Origin of the sequence: Microcoleus sp. bin38.metabat.b11b12b14.051, from assembly GCF_013299165.1 — a bacterium.
Lineage (GTDB): Bacteria > Cyanobacteriota > Cyanobacteriia > Cyanobacteriales > Microcoleaceae > Microcoleus.
On record NZ_JAAFKD010000009.1, the window covers coordinates 49620 to 67645 of the forward strand.

15 protein-coding genes are annotated in these 18026 nt (G+C 46.3%); 11 read left to right on the plus strand and 4 right to left on the minus strand.

Features of this window, described 5'->3' with window-relative positions; genetic code table 11:
* Positions 1–145: 145 nt before the first annotated feature.
* Complete coding sequence (locus QZW47_RS11975; protein WP_293127422.1) at positions 146–292, minus strand: hypothetical protein; 147 nt, start codon at positions 290–292, stop codon at positions 146–148.
* A 191-nt stretch (positions 293–483) separates the two neighbouring features.
* On the opposite strand from QZW47_RS11975, the gene QZW47_RS11980 reads away from it, so the two are divergent.
* Together QZW47_RS11980 and QZW47_RS11985 are read left to right on the plus strand one after the other, a co-directional pair.
* The gene (locus tag QZW47_RS11980) at positions 484–801 is read left to right on the plus strand and encodes a hypothetical protein (protein ID WP_293127424.1); all 318 of its coding nucleotides are present in this window, start codon (positions 484–486) and stop codon (positions 799–801) included.
* 133 nt (positions 802–934) lie between these two features.
* Positions 935–2362 carry a hypothetical protein gene (locus QZW47_RS11985; RefSeq protein WP_293127426.1) on the plus strand — a complete coding sequence of 476 codons (1428 nt, stop codon included), beginning with the start codon at positions 935–937 and terminating at the stop codon, positions 2360–2362.
* Positions 2363–2449: 87 nt separating this feature from the next.
* Here QZW47_RS11985 and QZW47_RS11990 read toward each other — a convergent pair whose 3' ends face one another.
* Positions 2450–7486, minus strand: a complete 5037-nt coding sequence (locus QZW47_RS11990) for a CHAT domain-containing protein (RefSeq protein ID WP_293127428.1) — start codon at positions 7484–7486, stop codon at positions 2450–2452.
* Positions 7487–7565: 79 nt separating this feature from the next.
* On the opposite strand from QZW47_RS11990, the gene rnhA reads away from it, so the two are divergent.
* From rnhA to QZW47_RS12005, 3 genes are all read left to right on the plus strand, one after another.
* Complete coding sequence (gene rnhA, locus QZW47_RS11995) at positions 7566–8471, plus strand: ribonuclease HI (protein ID WP_293127430.1); 906 nt, start codon at positions 7566–7568, stop codon at positions 8469–8471.
* A 307-nt stretch (positions 8472–8778) separates the two neighbouring features.
* Complete coding sequence (locus QZW47_RS12000; RefSeq protein WP_293127432.1) at positions 8779–9417, plus strand: pentapeptide repeat-containing protein; 639 nt, start codon at positions 8779–8781, stop codon at positions 9415–9417.
* A 13-nt stretch (positions 9418–9430) separates the two neighbouring features.
* Positions 9431–9601, plus strand: a complete 171-nt coding sequence (locus tag QZW47_RS12005; protein ID WP_293127434.1) for a hypothetical protein — start codon at positions 9431–9433, stop codon at positions 9599–9601.
* 24 nt (positions 9602–9625) lie between these two features.
* Here QZW47_RS12005 and QZW47_RS12010 read toward each other — a convergent pair whose 3' ends face one another.
* The gene (locus QZW47_RS12010) at positions 9626–10024 is read right to left on the minus strand and encodes a hypothetical protein (protein ID WP_293127436.1); all 399 of its coding nucleotides are present in this window, start codon (positions 10022–10024) and stop codon (positions 9626–9628) included.
* A gap of 51 nt (positions 10025–10075) precedes the next feature.
* Between QZW47_RS12010 and QZW47_RS12015 the strand changes: the two genes are divergently transcribed.
* Complete coding sequence (locus QZW47_RS12015) at positions 10076–10897, plus strand: alpha/beta hydrolase (protein WP_293127438.1); 822 nt, start codon at positions 10076–10078, stop codon at positions 10895–10897.
* Between the two features lie 24 nt (positions 10898–10921).
* On the opposite strand, the gene QZW47_RS12020 is transcribed toward QZW47_RS12015, so the two are convergent.
* Positions 10922–11482 (minus strand): dual specificity protein phosphatase family protein, encoded by a 561-nt coding sequence (locus QZW47_RS12020; protein ID WP_293127439.1) that lies wholly within the window; start codon positions 11480–11482, stop codon positions 10922–10924.
* An 888-nt stretch (positions 11483–12370) separates the two neighbouring features.
* On the opposite strand from QZW47_RS12020, the gene QZW47_RS12025 reads away from it, so the two are divergent.
* From QZW47_RS12025 to QZW47_RS12045, 5 genes are all read left to right on the plus strand, one after another.
* A complete protein-coding gene (locus QZW47_RS12025; RefSeq protein WP_293127441.1) occupies positions 12371–13594 on the plus strand; it encodes a calcium-binding protein in 1224 nt (407 codons plus the stop codon).
* A gap of 1093 nt (positions 13595–14687) precedes the next feature.
* Positions 14688–15407 carry a calcium-binding protein gene (locus QZW47_RS12030; RefSeq protein ID WP_293127443.1) on the plus strand — a complete coding sequence of 240 codons (720 nt, stop codon included), beginning with the start codon at positions 14688–14690 and terminating at the stop codon, positions 15405–15407.
* A 397-nt stretch (positions 15408–15804) separates the two neighbouring features.
* Positions 15805–15939: a hypothetical protein gene (locus tag QZW47_RS12035; protein ID WP_293127445.1), complete on the plus strand. Its 135-nt coding sequence runs from the start codon at positions 15805–15807 to the stop codon at positions 15937–15939.
* Between the two features lie 159 nt (positions 15940–16098).
* Positions 16099–16485, plus strand: coding sequence for a VOC family protein (locus QZW47_RS12040; RefSeq protein WP_293127447.1), 387 nt, complete (start codon positions 16099–16101; stop codon positions 16483–16485).
* 614 nt (positions 16486–17099) lie between these two features.
* Entirely contained in the window at positions 17100–17882 is a 783-nt protein-coding gene (locus tag QZW47_RS12045) for a calcium-binding protein (RefSeq protein WP_293127449.1), read from the plus strand.
* Positions 17883–18026: the final 144 nt, after the last annotated feature.

Consider the following 18026-nt stretch of genomic DNA (forward strand, 5'->3'; position numbering starts at 1 on the left):
TCTCGCAAGAAACCCGGTTTCTTGGCCACTGAATTGAGGATTGACTCACCAGGATTGAGAAACCGGGTTTCTTCCTAGATTTTTTGTTCCACTTGAGATTTCTCGCAAGAAACCCGGTTTCTTGGCCACCGAGTTGAGGGCTGACTCACCGGGATTGAGAAACCGGGTTTCTTCCTAGATTTTCTGTTCCACTTGAGATATCTCGCAAGAAACCCGGTTTCTTTGCCACTGAATTGAGGGCTGACTCGCCGGGATTGAGAAACCGGGTTTCTGCCGATATTTTTTGTTCCACTTGAGATTTCTCGCAAGAAACCCGGTTTCTTGGCCACTGAATTGAGGGCTGACTCGCCGGGATTGAGAAACCGGGTTTCTGCCGATATTTTTTGTTCCACTTGAGATTTCTCGCAAGAAACCCGGTTTCTTTGACCTTAGTGCTAAACTTTGAAAAATATAACCTTACTATAATTCAAGGAAAAGTTGACCATGACAGATGAAGAATTTATTTCCGCTTTCCTGCAAGTTTTTGAAGCCAAACCCGAAGTATTTGAACAAGTGGGGGCGGTTGATGCTTTAGCAACTCTCAGCAACACGATATCCCAGATGGCGGATTCATCCAACCAGGAAGTAGCCGATGCCATTGGCAATTGGTGTCAAGACTATCCTAAAATAACAGATGAGATTAATTCAATTAGTAGAAAACCAGACCCACAACGCACCAAAAAAGAAGAGCAAGAACCAAGGCTATCAAACCGCTACCCAGAATTACCCGAAAAGCTAAAAAAACGCCTTCCCAAATCCTAGCCTAATACGCCTGCCTACCTCACTTAATGGAGAAGTATCATAGTCTCTGAGATTGCTTCGCGGGGACGCTCGCAATGACATAACATACTGCGCTAATTGAACCGTATTGAATCCTAGCCACCGCGCCAATAACATGAGTGATAAAATTTCTGCCCCCAATGTTTATTTATACGCTTTCCAACTGCACAATAACAGTAAGGGCAGCAATAATCCTCTGTGGAAACACTGCGATAACATCCTCGCCAACTTCACCGATGAAACGGTAACGCCTAATCTAATATTCCCCCCAAATTCTCACAGCAACCGCGAGGATTTACTGCCCAATGTCGCCCTAAAATTTACCAGCAATCCACCCCTAGAAGGTTTTGCCCAACCGCTACAAATTCAAGACAGCTATGCTTTATGGTTAAATATAGGTTGCGCGGAAGACGGCACGGCTGATAATGTAGATGTTGATTTGATCGAGAAATTTAACCCAAATCAAGCCTTACTTATCGATGGCGATGACTATTTTTTAGGTCAAACTCTCCTCATCACCGCATGGCTTCCCGAAAACTCATCGGATGATTTAGATTCCCTCAAACCCCTCGCCGATAAATGCCGCAATGCTTTATTCCAGGGAAATGTAGCACCTACATTCTACCGATCGGGTAAATTATTTGGCAGTCCAATTTTTGAGTACGGTTTAATTGCCGATATTGCTAATTATCGCCACTTACTTGTCTGGCTGCTAGCCGACCAACAAACCGATCGCGATTTTAACACTTTTCAGGAAGAAATACTTGACCTACTATTTCACCGCAACAAAATCATCAGCGCTTTTCAAGACAGCCGCAAAATTTACCACGAACTCGATCGCGAATACGCCGAAATAGAGCAAGATATACAGTACGTGCAGGATCAACTTGTCCAAGGCAGCGCTTCCTTGCAACCCGCACAATTGCAGAGTTTTAAGGAACAGCTAAAAGTTCTCCTCCGCAAAGCTTTGTCATATACTCAACTGCTGCGAAAAATAGAAGATTTTGATAATTGTATTGCGATAAATCTTAACAATTACACTGACATTTTGCAGAAAATCTGTGATATACTAGGAAACGATAAGGAAGAACTATCTATATTAAGTCACTTCAGTAGAAAAACAGCTCCTTTTTTCCGATCGCAAATAGCAGCAGATTTAGGATATTTCCGCCACGGAACACACTTAATCGACCAGGCGATCGCCTCAATCCGCGGCATAGTAGAAATAGAACAAGCCAAGAACGATCGCACCAATCAAATCGAACTCCGCAAAAGCGAACTCGGAGAGAAAGATCGGGACGATCGCCTAGAAAGTACCGTACAGGCGATCGGCGTAGGTTTAGCAGCCGGAGGCATCGCAGCATCCAGCGGTACAGACAAACTCTTCGAGACAGTCCAAAACCATCACGTCCCGATTGTCATGCACTTGCATCCGTTTGCATTCTCCTTTTTCTTGAGTTGTGCGATCGCAGCGATCGCAGCCAGCATCACCTGGTGGCGCACCAAACCGAAAAAGAACGACCAAAATCAAACAGGTTCGTAGTGAGGACTTCAGTCCGCATCAGGTTCGTAGTGAGGACTTCAGTCCGCATCTTTCATCCGAGGACTAAAGTCCTCACTACAAACCCAATCACCACGGACTCCCAATCATCACAAAAGCCGACCAATAATAAGGATGCGACAACTTCAAATCCGCAAACCCCCGCAAAGATTGCGGTAACTCCACCCCTTCGCCCCGACTCGAACCCCGCAACCTACCGCCCTCCAAACGCACATCACCCCGCAACATCGCAATTTGCGCTTGTCGCAGCGCCGCCGCCTTAATTGGCGCCGTCTTCAAAGACTGGTAAAACTCATTCATCAATCCCAAAGTACCCTCATCCGAAACATACCACAAACTCCCCACAGCCGTTTGCACCCCAGCTTGCAGCGCCAAACCTCCAAAACCCAACTCCGCATTTTCATCACCCACCGCAGTCCGACAAGCACTTAAAACTAACAAATTCACCTGCGGATTATTCAATCTCAAATCAGGCAATTGATCCAGTCTTAGCCGACTATCCCACAACTGAATAAAAGAATTATTCGGCGCCCCCGGACGAAATTCGCCGTGAGTAGCTAAATGAATAATCCCAAACGGCCGGCTTTGATGCTGTCGCTTCAAATTTTCCAAAGTGAAACCCTCATTCAAAAAACTCACTCCCGGCCACTCTCGCGAAATAGCCGCTATTTCCGCAGGAACCGCAGGTAAAGGATTCAACTCGAAAAATTGCGACGCACCCATTGCTAAAACTTGAGATTTTCTGAGATCCACGTAGCGAGTATCTGTTAAATTAAGGCTAGGCATCAAGCTGAGATTGTACTTTTCGATCAAAAATTGCTTTCCGTCGTGCAGCGCAGCAAAGGGCATACCTCTCAAACCCCGATCGACAACAAACGAAATAGTATCGGTTTCGCACTTCTTCAAATTCTCCTCCAAAGGCTCAACCATCCACTTATAAAGCTGTTGGGCTGATGGCAGATAACTCGTAGTAGCCCGCACCCCTGGCTTAGTAATCTCATTGCGGAACACAGTTACAAGTTTCAGCAATTCTTCCGGGTTGGCTTGCGGCACCGTTTTGTGCACCACTGCACCGCAAGAATCTACTAACACTAAATCTAATTTTTCCGATCGCGAAAACAGATAAATTAAGCTTGGTTTCGTGCCAGTTTCTGCGCCCACGGCTGCTAACTTTTTCTTGATATCGTCTGGCGACTGCAACTCGTCGCTGCTGTTAATTCCGAAATATTCCCGGAATTCTTGGCTGAAAGATTTGTCCAGCAGAGGCAAAGCTGCTAATATTTTCCCGACATCCAAGTTCCTGCCGATGTCGCCGCGAAATGGTGTCTGAAAAACTGGTTCTCTACCATTTTGACCGATTAAATTTCTCATTCCTCTCGGAGATGGCATTCTTTCCGGTGGCAGCCTGTCTCCGGGTTTTCCTATATCTCGCGATATGCTGTTTTGATTCTGTAGCTGTTCGGGGGTAAAGGGTTGATTGGCATCGGGAAAAACCCGCCCTCTATCACTTGGAAATCTATCGCTTGGCGATGGTGGTAGCGGAGTTATTCCGGGTGGAGTTATTCCGGGTGGAGTTATTCCGGGTGGAGTTATTCCGGGTGGAGTTATTCCGGGTGAAGTTATTCCGGGTGGAGTTATTCCGGGTGGAGTTATTCCGGGTGGAGTTATTCCGGGTGGAGTTATTCTGGGTGGAGTTGTTGGTTGGTTGGTAGTGACGATCGCACTATTGCCCTGCGTGTAAGAATTGATGAAAGATTGGCCCTCACTAATTGTACCCGCAGCATTGCTGGCGATCGCCCCAGCAGTCCCGTTAGTTGTCGCACTTCCCACCGCAAAAGGCGTCGGCGGATTGATATCACCGCCGCCGTGGGCGATTCTCACAGTACCAGGTTGAGCGCCACCAAGCGTTGAGATGCTGACAGGAGTACCGTTTTGGTCAAAAGTACCAGTCACTCGCACCAAACCCGGAGTCTCGATATTCACCTGAGCGCCCGGAGCATTGATTGACGCAATACTAATATCATTTTGAGCGTTAATATTGACTGCGGGAGCGAGAGCGCGTCCCAAGACATTAACATTAATTGCCTCAGTTTTGATTTGTCCTCCGGCTAAAATTCCCACAATGTCCGCAGCATTAATATTCCCAGCGGTAACATTGCCGCGGCGGCTAGTTAAATTAACAGTACCTCCCTGCAAATTACCCGCAGTCACATTTCCCCCCGCTTGTAAACTGACATTTCCTGTTGACAAAGCATTGGCGATCGCAATATTCCCACCGCTAGTAATATCAACTGCACTCCCTTGCAAATTTCCCGCCGTAAAGTTAGTCGGTGTTCTCGAAACAATACTAGCAGCAGGAGCCTCAATCGCTCCCACATTAATATTATTTTGGGCATTCAGAGTTACCGCCGACAGGCGATTAACCGCGCCTGCGGGTGCGGGAGTAATATTAACTGTCCCCGTTTGAATTTGCTGTGCTGCCGAAATTACAAGTTTTTCCGAAGCGGTGACGTTACCAGCAGCAACAGCTCCAGAATTGCTGTTGAGATTAATCCCAACTCCCTGCAAATTTCCCGCATTTAAATTGCCAGAAGCTGTTAAATCAACATTACCTGTAGCATTAGTATTACCAGCAGCAACAGTTCCAAAATTGCTGGCAACATTAATCCCAACTCCCTGCAAATTTCCTGAATTTACATTCCCCGCAGCTAGGACATTAATATTTCCTGTTGACGAAGTATTGGCAGTGATAAGATTCCCGGTATTGCTGGAAACATCCACGGCTCCCCCCTGCAAATTTCCGGCAGTTACGTTGTTGTTTGCTCTCAAAGCAACGGTGGCAGTGGGAGCCGTTACCGAGGCAACGTTAATATTAGTTTGCGCGTCCAGATTGACTGTGGGAATAGTACGATTAACTGGATTTGTCGCAGCCGGATTCACGGTTATGGGCGCTGTGGTGATTTGCTGTCCCGCTACAACTCTCACATCTCCCGTACTGGCGATCGCACCCGTAGCGACACTTCCGTTGCGGCTGGTAGCGCGAACAGTCGCACCGGTGAGGTTCCCTACGGTTAAGTCACCCGAAGCTGCCAAACTGAGATTCTCGGTGGCTGTAACGTTAGCAGGTGTTATATTCGGAACAATGGTATTGGGATCGGTCAACACTCCCACAGCGCCGGAGCTGCTGGTAACATTAACTTGAGAACCCTGCAAAGTCCCAAAATTGACACTACCGGCTGCTGTAAGTGCGATCGCCCCAGTATTCCCAGTGTCGATCGCACCTGTCACTATATTGCCCGCAGTCGAATTCACAGTCAGATTGCCGTTAATATCAGCAGGAGTAATGTCATTTGTCAAGATAATATTGTTAACAGCTTGAATATTAATCGTCGAACCAGACGTTAATCTGCCCCCAACAATTGCAGCCCCTGCGGTACTTTCCAAATTAATCCTACCAGCGTTAATATCTCTAGTTGCCACATCTCCCGTCGCCGACAAAATCACCGGCCCGCCTGCTACAATATTTTCCACAGCAATCAAATTTCTGCGAAAAACAGGCCCGGAAGTGAAACTGGCATCCTCACCCAAACTGTCAGGAGAAATATTCACCTGGTTTGCCAAATTTGCCACTCCCGCCCGCAGAATCAAAGCCGGACTTCTAGTTAAAATAGCAATATCTGGATCGTCAGGATTCACATTTTCAGTCCGCAATGCAACATCCGGGCCAGTAATTGTAATATCCTCACCAACAATGCTTCCCCTCGCCTCCACTTTCAGCGAAGTACCAGTATAATCACCAAAGAAAACATCACCTTCGGAACTAATAATCGGGTCAAATAAACTGACAAAATTTCCCGGCATTCCCGACAGATTCCGCACCGAAAAATTGCCCCTCGAAGCAAAGTGAGCATCCCCCGAAATCGTGCCGTTGCTGACTAAACTCAAATTGCCGCCACTTTGGAATTGCGGGGGAAGAGATAAGCCGCCGGTAGCGTTTAAGGTGAGAATGTCGATCGCGCGATCGGCCCGAATCTCTAAATTCCCCCCAGCCCGCGCCAAAAAAGGATTCTGCACGCTGTCTCGAACCCGCACCGCATCCCGTGCCAGCAAGTTCAAATCCCCCGCAGTTTGCAGCCTAGCCCCCGCTAACGTCAGATTTCCCGCAGCCGAAATAGTCGCACTTCCCGCATTCACCTGCGGAAGCAGAGACATATTCCCAGCAAGCGCCACATCCCCTGAATTCACCTGCAAACCCGAACCCAAAAGCCGCACGATACCATCAGCAGCAACCTCAACACCCGCCGCCTGATTTTGTCCGGTACCTGTTAGCAACTGTGGCAAAGAAACAGGATTGAAACTTGGTTGAGAATTCCCCAAATTTGGGTTCGTTGCTATTTCCAAACTCAACAAATTTCCCGGTTGACTGATGCGTAAAACATTCTCGCCCGGAACAGCAGCAACAGTAATTTGTCCGCCCGGTGCCGACAACTGCCCGGTACTCACAACCGTACCGCCCAGCAAAGTCAAATTCTGCCCGGGAGTCACCGCCAAATTGCCAGCATTAACAATACTTCCCGGTTGAGTCGCACCAAAATAAAAAGCATTTGGCGCACCAACTAAGGCGCTAAAATTATTTGTACCAGCCGCATTAAACCAATTAGAACCAAAACCGACATTCGTCGCAGTAGTCGCAGTGAAAGCCCCCGGCACATTCAAACTCGCGTTCTGGCCAAACACAATCCCCGCCGGATTAATCAGAAACAGATTAGAATTGCCACCCGTGACAGTAATTAAACCATTAATTAGCGAAGGGTTCGAGCCAGCAATCCGAGCTAATATATTTTGAATAGCCGAATTAGTCAGAAAATTAGCAATTTGACCTTCATTCAAGCCGAACTGTTCAAAACTGTGAAAAAGATTCGCCCCGTCTCCCGACAAACTGCCACCGTTAATATCGTAGCGGTTGCCGCTGCGGGTGACAGCAGTACCCGTACCGTCAGCAGCAGGCACGACTGTTTGCGCCTGGGCGAAAGTATTAAAAATTAACAAAGAAAACGGACAAATAAATAGCCCGACCTTTTTAATCTTTAAGTTGGCATTTTTCATAGCAGCTACAGTCGATCGCAATTTCCCTCAATTATCGCACCCGCGAACAAAATAATCGCAAGTAACAAATTAATTGCTCATGACAACTCCCACAATCAAAAGCTTGTACACAGACGGCGCTTGTTCCGGCAACCCGGGCCCCGGCGGTTGGGGTGCAGTAGTCTGCTTCGCCGACGGCAAATGTCACGAACTCGGAGGTGCAGACCCTCAAACCACGAACAACCGCATGGAAATGCAGGCTGCCGTCGCCGCACTCGAATTTTTTGCCAAATCCGGTCAAACCGAACCAGTCACCGTTTACACCGACAGCGAATACGTCAAAAACGGCATCACCAAATGGATTCAAGGCTGGAAAAACAAAGGCTGGAAAACCTCGACAGGCAAAGAAGTCGTCAACCAAGACCTCTGGCACCTGCTAGACAAGCTGAATTCCCGACAAATCAAGTGGGAACACGTCCGCGGCCACTCCGGCGACTTCTATAACGACAGGTGCGACGAAATCGCCCGCAGCTTCTCGCACAATCGCACTCCCCAACTGCAACAGCAGAAACCAACCGCAGATGAGCCTAGGGCGAGTACGGGGGTAGCGCCCCTAGAATTTGAAAACCCAATTGTTTTGGAAGAAACGGACACAACTGGTAACAAAACGATAGAATCCTATGTCATAACTTCTGACCTTCAGATCTCCAACTCTACCATGATGGATTCAACAGCCGATACCCTGGAGAACTTGCCCCGCGAGGTGAGGGTTCAGGAACTCCGCAACCTGATCGAAACGTTGCACATAGCTGACGAAGTTGCCACCAAAGGCTACTTGATTACCAGTTCTGAACTGGCTGATTTGATGGATGTAAATGCCAGCGCTGTCACCAGTCGCGGAGACAACTGGGTGTGGCGCAACTGGGTAGTTTCTCGCGTGCGCCGCGAGGGCAACCAAATTCTCTGGCAATTAGAGAGAATCGACCATGTAAGTACAACTGATTAGTCGTTAGTCATCAGTCATCAGTAGACCTCTTGCAAAAATAGCTAGGAACGGGCAAGATGCCCGTTCCACAAAATAACTTTTTCTGTGGAACGGGCATCTTGCCCGTTCCAAGATCTGATTAAAAAGACTTTTGCAAGAGATATAGTCATCAGTCAGGTTCTGACCAGTGGCTTCTGCCTATGACGATATCTAGGACTAATTCCCAGAACTATAACGGTAGGTGCGCGCCGCGCACCTTACCTCATTTCAAGATATTAAAAATAATTTCACCTATAATTAAAAAAGATAAACAAATCATGAACATACCGTGAATAACCAGAGTTTGCTCGGTTTAATCAACTGGCTGCAACCCAAACAAGAAACCGTTTTGCTGTGCGACTCAACGGCAGCAGCTTCTGACATGGCATTTATGCTCAGCGGTCACTGGGATGGCTGCAATAGTTTGGTTCTACCTAAGTGCGACAAGGTAGCAATTGAAGCAGCCGCTAGTTTGCTGGAGACATCGTGGTGCTACCAAAATGCTTGCGAAACAATATTAATTCGGCTGGCAGTTGACGAATTTCTGCGCCGTTACGCCCTGGGAGAAAGATTTTTTATTAATGCTAACTTGAGATGCGCTCAATTGGGTGATGTTTGCTTGGAAAACATTGATTTGAGTTATGCCAAATTGAATTTGGCTGACCTGGGCGGCACTAATTTAAACAAAGCAAACTTAAGAGAAGCCGAGATGCCAGCAGCAAATTTGAGTGGCAGCAACTTGAGTGGAGCGCAACTTGTCAGGGCTAATTTAGCAGGAGCTAATTTATCAGGCGCTAATCTGAGAGGTGCCGATTTGAGTTATACAGAGTTAAGCAATGCTAACTTAAAAAATGCAGATTTAAGAGGTGCAAATTTAGGGAGGACAGACTTAAGAAAAACTTGCTTAACTGAGGCGATAGTTGACTAAAATAAGTGGCACGGTGAAACCTTCACTTACTTCGATCGCGCGCACGTTCGTAGTGCGGACTTCAGTCCGCTCCCAGGCTGCGGACTGCATCCGCAAAAAGGCTAGACGATCGCTCAAAGGACAAAGCCAAAACAGCCCTTTGTACCACGTGCGATCGATCGCGCGCGCGCACGTTCGTTCGTAGTGCGGACTTCAGTCCGCTCTCTGGTTACGGACTGAAGTCCGCACTACGAACCGTTTTTGCAAAAATATTCGATCGCCCTCTCCCGCGCAAGTCCTCCGGCGGAGAACGGACTGAAGTCTGCACTACGAACTGCAAGCGGACTGAAGTCTGCACTACGAACTGCAAGCGGACTGAAGTCCGCACTACGAACTGCAAGCGGACTGAAGTCCGCACTACGAACTGCAAGCGGACTGAAGTCTGCACTACGAACTGCAAGCGGACTGAAGTCCGCACTACGAACTGCAAGCGGACTGAAGTCCGCACTACGAACTGCAACCGGACTGAAGTCCGCACTACGAACTGCAACCGGACTGAAGTCCGCACTACGAACTGCAAGCGGACTGAAGTCCGCACTACGAACTGCAAGCGGACTGAAGTCCGCACTACGAACTGCCACACTTGTATAAGAACACAACCTTAAAGTCCAGATATTTTATGCACAATGCAACTGTCACCGGCCCAGCGGGGCGGCTCAATTTCACCGACACGGGCGCGGTAAGCAGCGCAGAATCACCAACTATTCCCCTCCTCCTGGTACATGGTATGGCATATCACCTCGGAGTCTGGGATGAGACGATCGCACTTTTGCGCGCCAATCTCGGTCAAAACCAGCGCATTCTGGCGATCGACCTCCGGGGCCACGGCGCATCCGATCCGCCCGCAGACGGCGATTACACCCCCGATAGCTGCGCCGCCGACATCCTCGCCGTCCTCGACGCGCTGAATATCCCGCAAGTAGCCCTTGTCGGGCACAGCTTCGGCGCCCTTGTCGTCCTCGCCACCGCAGCGGCAGCACCAACGCGGGTAGCGCAGGTCATCCTCGCCGATCCTCCCGGTGACTTTAACTACCTGCCGCCCTCCGTATACGAGGAACAGATGGTTCCCTTCCTCGCAGCCTTGGCGGGCGATAACTACCGCGCAGCAGCAGAGGAAAAATTCGCCCAAGCGTTGGAAGGCGGTACTCCTGCGACGCGCGAAACCACGATCGCACGTCTCGGGGCCACGCCGCGCGATCGCCTAATCGGTATGTACAAAGGTATGTTTGCTTACAATGCAGTCGGTGCGATCGATCGCTATCTAGCAACTCCGGGCACTCAAATCTCAGCAATCCTCGCGCCGTCCAACTCCTGGCCTTTCAGCCTCCACCTACTCCGCCCCCAAATTCTCACCACCGTCATACCAGAAACCAGTCACTGGTTGCAGCTTGATGCGCCGGTTCCCTTCGCGGAAGTCGTAACAGCAGTCATTCGTCATTAGTCATTCGTCATTAGTTTTTGGGATTTAGTCCTTGGGATTTAGGGCGATCGATCTGCAACTACAACGACAATCATCTAATAAAGTATCAAGTTCTTTAGCAACTTTCCACGGATTTCGACCTTTAAAAACAGCAGCGATCGCAGCTTCATAGGGATTTCTCCCAGTTTTTTTGACAGCCGCGATCGCCTTTTCGTTAGAAAATCCCCGCCCGCTAACCAACCAAGCAGCCAAAACCTGTCCCGTGCGCCCAATCCCACCGCCACAGTGAACTACCACCCGATCGCCCGATCGACTTGCAGATGCCAAAAATGGTAAGATGCGATCGACTAAAATCGAGCGATCAGCTAATTCAAAATCTGCGATCGGAGCCCAACAAACGCGATCGTACCCGAATACTGTTCGATAGCTTCCCAGCAAGTCACCATAGCCGATAAGTTGTGTCTCCGGAAGCAAGCAACAAACTCGATCGATCTTCTGTCGCCGCATAAAATCAATCCAGCCAACAACTTCGCGATCGCCGTATCCCGGTTTTGCCGCACCAAACACAACTAATTCATCCTCCGCAGCCGCCGCAAACTTGTACATCAGCCCTAAATTTTAATCCTAAATTAGCTTATACCTTTTTAACTATTCTTAGTCTTATGGTGTCATTTTTGACCTGATTATTGTTCCTCGTTACCAGGCTCTGCCTGGTAACGTATATCTTGAGGCTCTGCCTCGTTTTACCTCTCAGCTTATAGGAAAAAAGACTATAGGAGGTGTTTAAGTTGTTATTTTTACCCATTAACCAGATTTATTCAAACCCGTATCTGTAGGGTGTGTCGCCATCGATCGTACCCAAAACAGCTCAAAAATCTTATAGCGACGCACCGACAATATTTGAGAAAACAACCCGCACGTTCACTACGCCCCAAATTTGTATTGTAGCAAGCATTTTTCAAGTTTAGTATTACGGGTCTTTTCATTTTAGCCCTTTTTTCAGAGATTTGCATTCATTGAGATGCACCGTAGCCATTCGGTACTTTTTGTGGTTGCAAATTACAGAATAACTGACTAAATCATTGACTGCAATTATCTCGCTCGAACTTCAAAACCTTGCAAAACATACTTTTAAGCTAATAACTTCTGTTGTTTGTGCAACAGTTTTTAAGTGGCTAGCTTAACTGTCTAACTGTCCTGGACGTTAGCTGTCAATCAGGACAAAGTTGATATATCAGCGTGCAGCGTTAGATTTCAACAAATCAGGAAATCAAGAGTATGCAGTTTAAGGATTGCGGTATTTCCTCTTGTTCTAATTTACATTTCACTCAAATTCACAGCCAAGTTTTGAGTGCGACACCTATCGCCGCACCTGACATCTGCAAATTGCCAGTCTAATTCACAAATTGCAGATAAGTTATTAACCGATCGTGGCGCTTGCTATCGCCCGATGCAGTTCAGACAAATTGATCATTGTTTTTGGAGAAAATTAAGATGGCTAACATTCCAGGTACTCCTAATAACGACTTACTAAATGGCACGCCTGACAACGATACCCTCACAGGGTTAGCAGGGAACGACACACTCTACGGTAAAGATGGAGACGATGAGCTTGATGGTGGTTCTGGTGCAGACAAAATGTATGGTGGTAGCGGTAATGACGGCTACTTTGTCGATAATATTGCTGACGTAGTTGTGGAGAACACTGCCGAAGGTATCGATCGAGTAGAATCCACTGTAAGCTACACCTTGGGAGCCAATGTCGAAGACCTGTTTTTGAAAGGAACCGCTGCTATTGACGGCACGGGCAACAACGCGCACAATGCTATGGTAGGCAACGATGCCAACAACTCGATGTATGGTTTGGGCGATCGCGATTACTTATTTGGTGCAGGCGGTAACGACTTCCTAAATGGTGGCGATGGAGATGACCAAATCTATGGTGGTACCGGAGACGACCAACTTTATGGTGGTGCTGGCGCCGACGAAATGTTTGGTGGTACAGGTAATGACCAATTCCTTGTTGATAATGTTGGTGATTTAGTTACCGAAAAACCAGGTGAAGGCATTGATACCGTAGTCACTTCCACTATCAGCTATACCTTGGGTGCAAACGTCGAAAACCTGACCTTAAGTGATACTGCTGATATCGATGGCACCGGTAATGACTTGAATAATTATATTCTGGGTAACGCCGGCAAGAACTTCATCAAAGGTGAGAGTGGAGACGATCTAATCAATGGTAGAGGTGGCAAAGATATCATTCTTGGTGGTGATGGATATGACACGCTTTTAGGTGATGCTGGAAATGACAACCTACAAGGCATGAAAGGTAACGATATCCTCTACGGTAACGATGATAATGACCAACTTTCCGGTGGTGGTGGCGACGACATCCTCTATGGCGGTAATGGTAATGATGTCTTAGTTGGTGGTGGCGATATCGATCCTGCCGGCAATAACATTCTTTGGGGCGGTGCAGGCGCAGATGGATTCAGATTCTATTTTGCTCCCACAGGCATTGACACCATCAAAGACTTCCAGAAGAGTGAAGTTGACAAAATTGAAATTCACCGAAGTTTTGGCGCTACTTCTCTCGACCAATTCAGCTATAACAAGACTACTGGTGCTTTATTGTTCGGTCAAGTTCAGTTTGCAACTCTTGAGAATAAGCCAGCAGACTTCTTAGTATCGCGAGATATTGTTCTATTACCATGAGGCTGAATTGAGTTCTATCTGAGTTCAAGTCCGTTTAAATCAGTCATGTCTGGCAACCCATGCGACAAAGAAACCGGGTTTTTACCTAATCTGTGGACTACACAGAAGGATGTTTGTAAGAAACCCGGTTTCTCTCCATCCGTGGGTAACTCTGATGTATTTTGCACCATTTTAGATTAGCCATGTACGGGCGAAAAAAATGTCTGCATACAATAGAATTAACTCTTTGTAGAACAGGCAAAAAAGTTTATTTGTGATAGAAGTGCAAGATATGAATTTAATCTAAAATTTCCACGGCGGGAAACTTTTAAAATGCTATAATTCTTGTGAAAATAAGAATTATAGCATTTTTAAATTCGATGGCTACACCCATAGATACAGCCAATTTCAGGTAAGTGAAATACATATCAAGCAGAGGTATGGACACGGCATTGCTGTTTCCTATAATTAATCTATCAGCCGTACTTCATAATGTGGAATCTCCTATATTTAGGGATTGTTGAAATTGTCGCTTGGTGCGTCGCTATGAAATTTTCGAGAGAATTCAGGGATTTTTCACAGCGACGCACCCGTACAAATTAGGGATTATTGAAATTGTCGCTTGGTGCGTCGCTATGAGATTTTTCATAGAATTTAGGGATTTTTCACAGCGACGCACCCTACAAATACTGACTGAATCACTGAATATCATCATTTTAGAAAAATCTCAAGCCTTTGCAATATCTATATTTAAACCTTAATTACTCAGTTTTTTTTTGACTTCCGCTTAAGTGGCTAGCTTAAGTGTCTAAATGTCCTGGACGTTGGCTGTCAGTCAAGACAAAGTAGATATATAAGCGTGCAGCGTTAGATTTAGCTCAATCAGGTAATTAACCTCATGATCAAAAATGTGGTACTTCCTATTTTGCTAATTTCCATTTCACTCAAAATCACAACATATGTTGGGTACAACCTTAATCTATCGCTACACCTTATATCTGCTCGATCGCACAAATAGCGCTTGTGAATCTAATTCGCAATTCTCACATAGGTTCTTAACTTTTAGAACCAGAGAAAATAAGCCAACAAACTTCAAAATTTAGGAGAAATTCCGATGGCAAAGCCAATTATCGGTACATCATTCGACGATACGTATTTGGATGGTACTAACGGGGCGGATACTATCTATGCCTTAGCGGGTAACGACTCTTCCTCTGGCGGGGCTGGCAACGATACGATGTATGGAGGGTCTGGAAATGATACCTTGTGGGGATACTCCGGCAATGACCTCATCTTCGGTGAAGAGGATAATGACTACCTCTATGGCGAAGAAGGCGCGGATACCGTCTGGGGAGGTGCAGGTAATGATTACATCAACGGTAGCAATGGTTTATTTAATAGTACCGATTCTGCCGATCGACTTTACGGTGAGGCCGGCAACGACACCTTAGATGGTTGGACTGGTAACGACAGCCTTTACGGTGGATATGACAACGACCTCTTGCTTGGTTCCTTCGGTAATGACTACCTCAATGGTGACTATGGCAACGATCAGCTTTATGGCGAACCTGGGAATGACACACTGTATGGAGGTGGAGGCGCAGATAAGTTTATTTTCGACTTCAGCCCAGCCTACGAAGGCATTGATTTGATCCAAGACTTTAATTACTCCGAAGGTGATAAAGTTCAAATCTCTATCAGTGGGATGGGAGTGTCTTCAGTCAGTCAATTCCAATACAACAACAGCAGTGGTGCGTTGTCGTTTAACAACCAACAGTTTGCCAAAGTGCCGGGTGGATTTCGCCCCGATTCTGATATCGTCTTCGTTCCTTAAGACTCCTAGCCCTTGCTAGGAAAGTCCTGGACAAATCAGCGAAAAGAAACCGGGTTTTTTACCTAATCTGTGGACTACAACCAAGGATTTTAGTAAACAAATCCGGTTTCTGATTATTTGTGTCTCCGAGATTGAAAAATTAACATCAATGAATCGATTTTGTTCTGGAAAATCTCAAGCCGGAGAAAGCCCAGGTATAGTAGGTATTTTGCAAAAGTCCTTTCGATCTAAATTTGGAACGGGCTCTTCGGCCCGTTCCACATAAATAATTCTTTTTGTGGAACGGGCCGAAGAGCCCGTTCCTACCTATTTTTAGAAGAGGTCTAGTCAGGTTTGATGTTTGAAAAATATTTGCGGTCTATAGAACCCATTTGACATCTTTGAGTTTTTGGGTTGGGTGACGAGAAATACCGAGATTAACCCGGTTTCTGAGATTTACGCCCGGGGCAAGAAACCGGGTTTCTACGAGTTTTTGGGTTGGATGACGAGAAATACCGATAGAAACCCGGTTTCTGAGATTTACGCAGAATAGATCTCAAATGGGTTCTATAGCACTTAAAAAATGTATTAGATCGCAACTGCGGTATAATTATAAGTTAGCGCGCAGCGGGCGGCATGGTCGCGCCTTGTGTCGCAGAAGGAATACAATCATCAAATCAAGCGATCGCATTGTCTAGAGGAGCAAGACTGTATGAACAAATTGCGTGTTGCTCGGCCAACAGATAATTTGGTCGAAATTACCAATTTTTATTGTGATGGGTTGGGGATGCAAGTTCTTGACTCCTTTGAAAATCACAACGGCTTTGACGGGATTATGTTGGGACATCATAACTCTGCTTATCATCTGGAGTTCACGCACCATAGGGGCCACACAGTCGGTAAGGCTCCAAACCAAGACTGTCTATTGGTTTTCTATATTCCCGATACATCAAGTTGGGAAGAAACTATCTTAAATATGGAAGCTCGCGGTTATCAAGCCGTCAAGTCCTATAATCCGTATTGGGATGAGAACGGCAAGACATTTGAGGACATTGACGGTTATCGTGTGGTGTTGCAAAACACAGAGTGGCAACTATAAATAAGTCTTCAACTGCCGCGCTAACAATCTGATTAGATTGTCGATTCTGGAGTCAATCTAAAATCTATAATCTACAATCGATTCGCCCCCAACACCTCCAATCTGGCTTTCTGACCTTCTATAATACCCATGACTCTGGTAATATTCTTATCTTCATAGGGGCGATCGACTCTGAGAGTTCTCAAACCTTCACCTGTGTTGACATCGCAGAGTCGAATTTCTACGGATTTGACTATATTTTTAATGACTAAGTAGGTAGGTGCAAATAAACCAAAGTATGTAACAAAAGGTAAAGGAATCGCAACCGCTGCGATTGCTTCGCTTCACTTCGTTTCGCTCGCAATGACAACTTATGTTTTTTTGCACTCATCTACTTACAACTGCCAATTAACCCGTTCCCGATTTCAGCATAAGTGACCGAATTGCTGGAGCGACTGCCGAGCAAAAAACCTCAAACCCTTCGAGAGGAAGGCTTGCAGTCTTCAGTCATCGATTGTTTTTCAAGCAAAATTAAGTGACCAGCTTAAGTGGCAAACTGTCCTAGACATTTTCTGTCAGTCATGACAGATTGATTTCATGATTTCAATTACAACTTTTCATCGGGGGAAGAGATCGTGGCTTTACAAACAGATCCATCCGAACCGCGCCGCTTAATTGGCGACAATACATCCGAACAAGTTTTTCTATCTAGCGCAGATGCCAATAATTTCCCTTTGGGAGTCTGGATGCTTGGAGGCGACGATACAGTCAACAGCTCAGCAGCTAACAATTTGGTGTATGGCAATGAAGGAGAAGACATTCTCAGGGGAAGCTTGGGTAACGATTCCTTATTCGGAGGCAGGGGGAAAGACTTACTAGGTGGAGATGCTGGAAATGACTATCTCAGCGGAGGACAAGATGCAGACTTGATTTATGGCTTTGGGGGAAACGATATTTTATTGGGCGGTAGAGGCAATGATTTCTTAGTTAGCGGTAATGGGTATGACACTCTAATTGGAGGTTTGGGGCGAGACTTTTTAGTGGGCTTTAATGATGACAATTCTGGGCCTAAAATCGGCAGCAACTTGTATGTCCTGCAAGCAGAGCCAGGAGTTACAGATATCAATAATATGGATTTGATTGTTTATTTTGGAGCTGGCGATCGCATTGGATTAGCAGGAGGTTTGACTGCCAATGATGTAGTCCTGGAAAACCTAACAAATGTGACAATTGTATTGGACTTCGATGGGTCACAAGCTGTAAAAAATATTACTCAGGCATCTCCACTAAATCCTGGGCCAATTGTCACTAAAGGAACTTTAATTAAGGTTAAAAATTCCGGGGATATATTAGGTTTTGTTGACAGTGTAACACCGGCCCAGGTTCAAAACAATCTCATCTCGGTTCAAGGATTTTAATTGCCAATAACAAGATGGTACTCTTGACCGGACAGAATCACTTTGTCCGATTGGATCGGTTGCGTCGTAATAATCGGGGCAAAGCATTAGGATACAAATCTAATTGAATTTATTTCAAAAATAATCGCCCGAATGCTTCTCCCC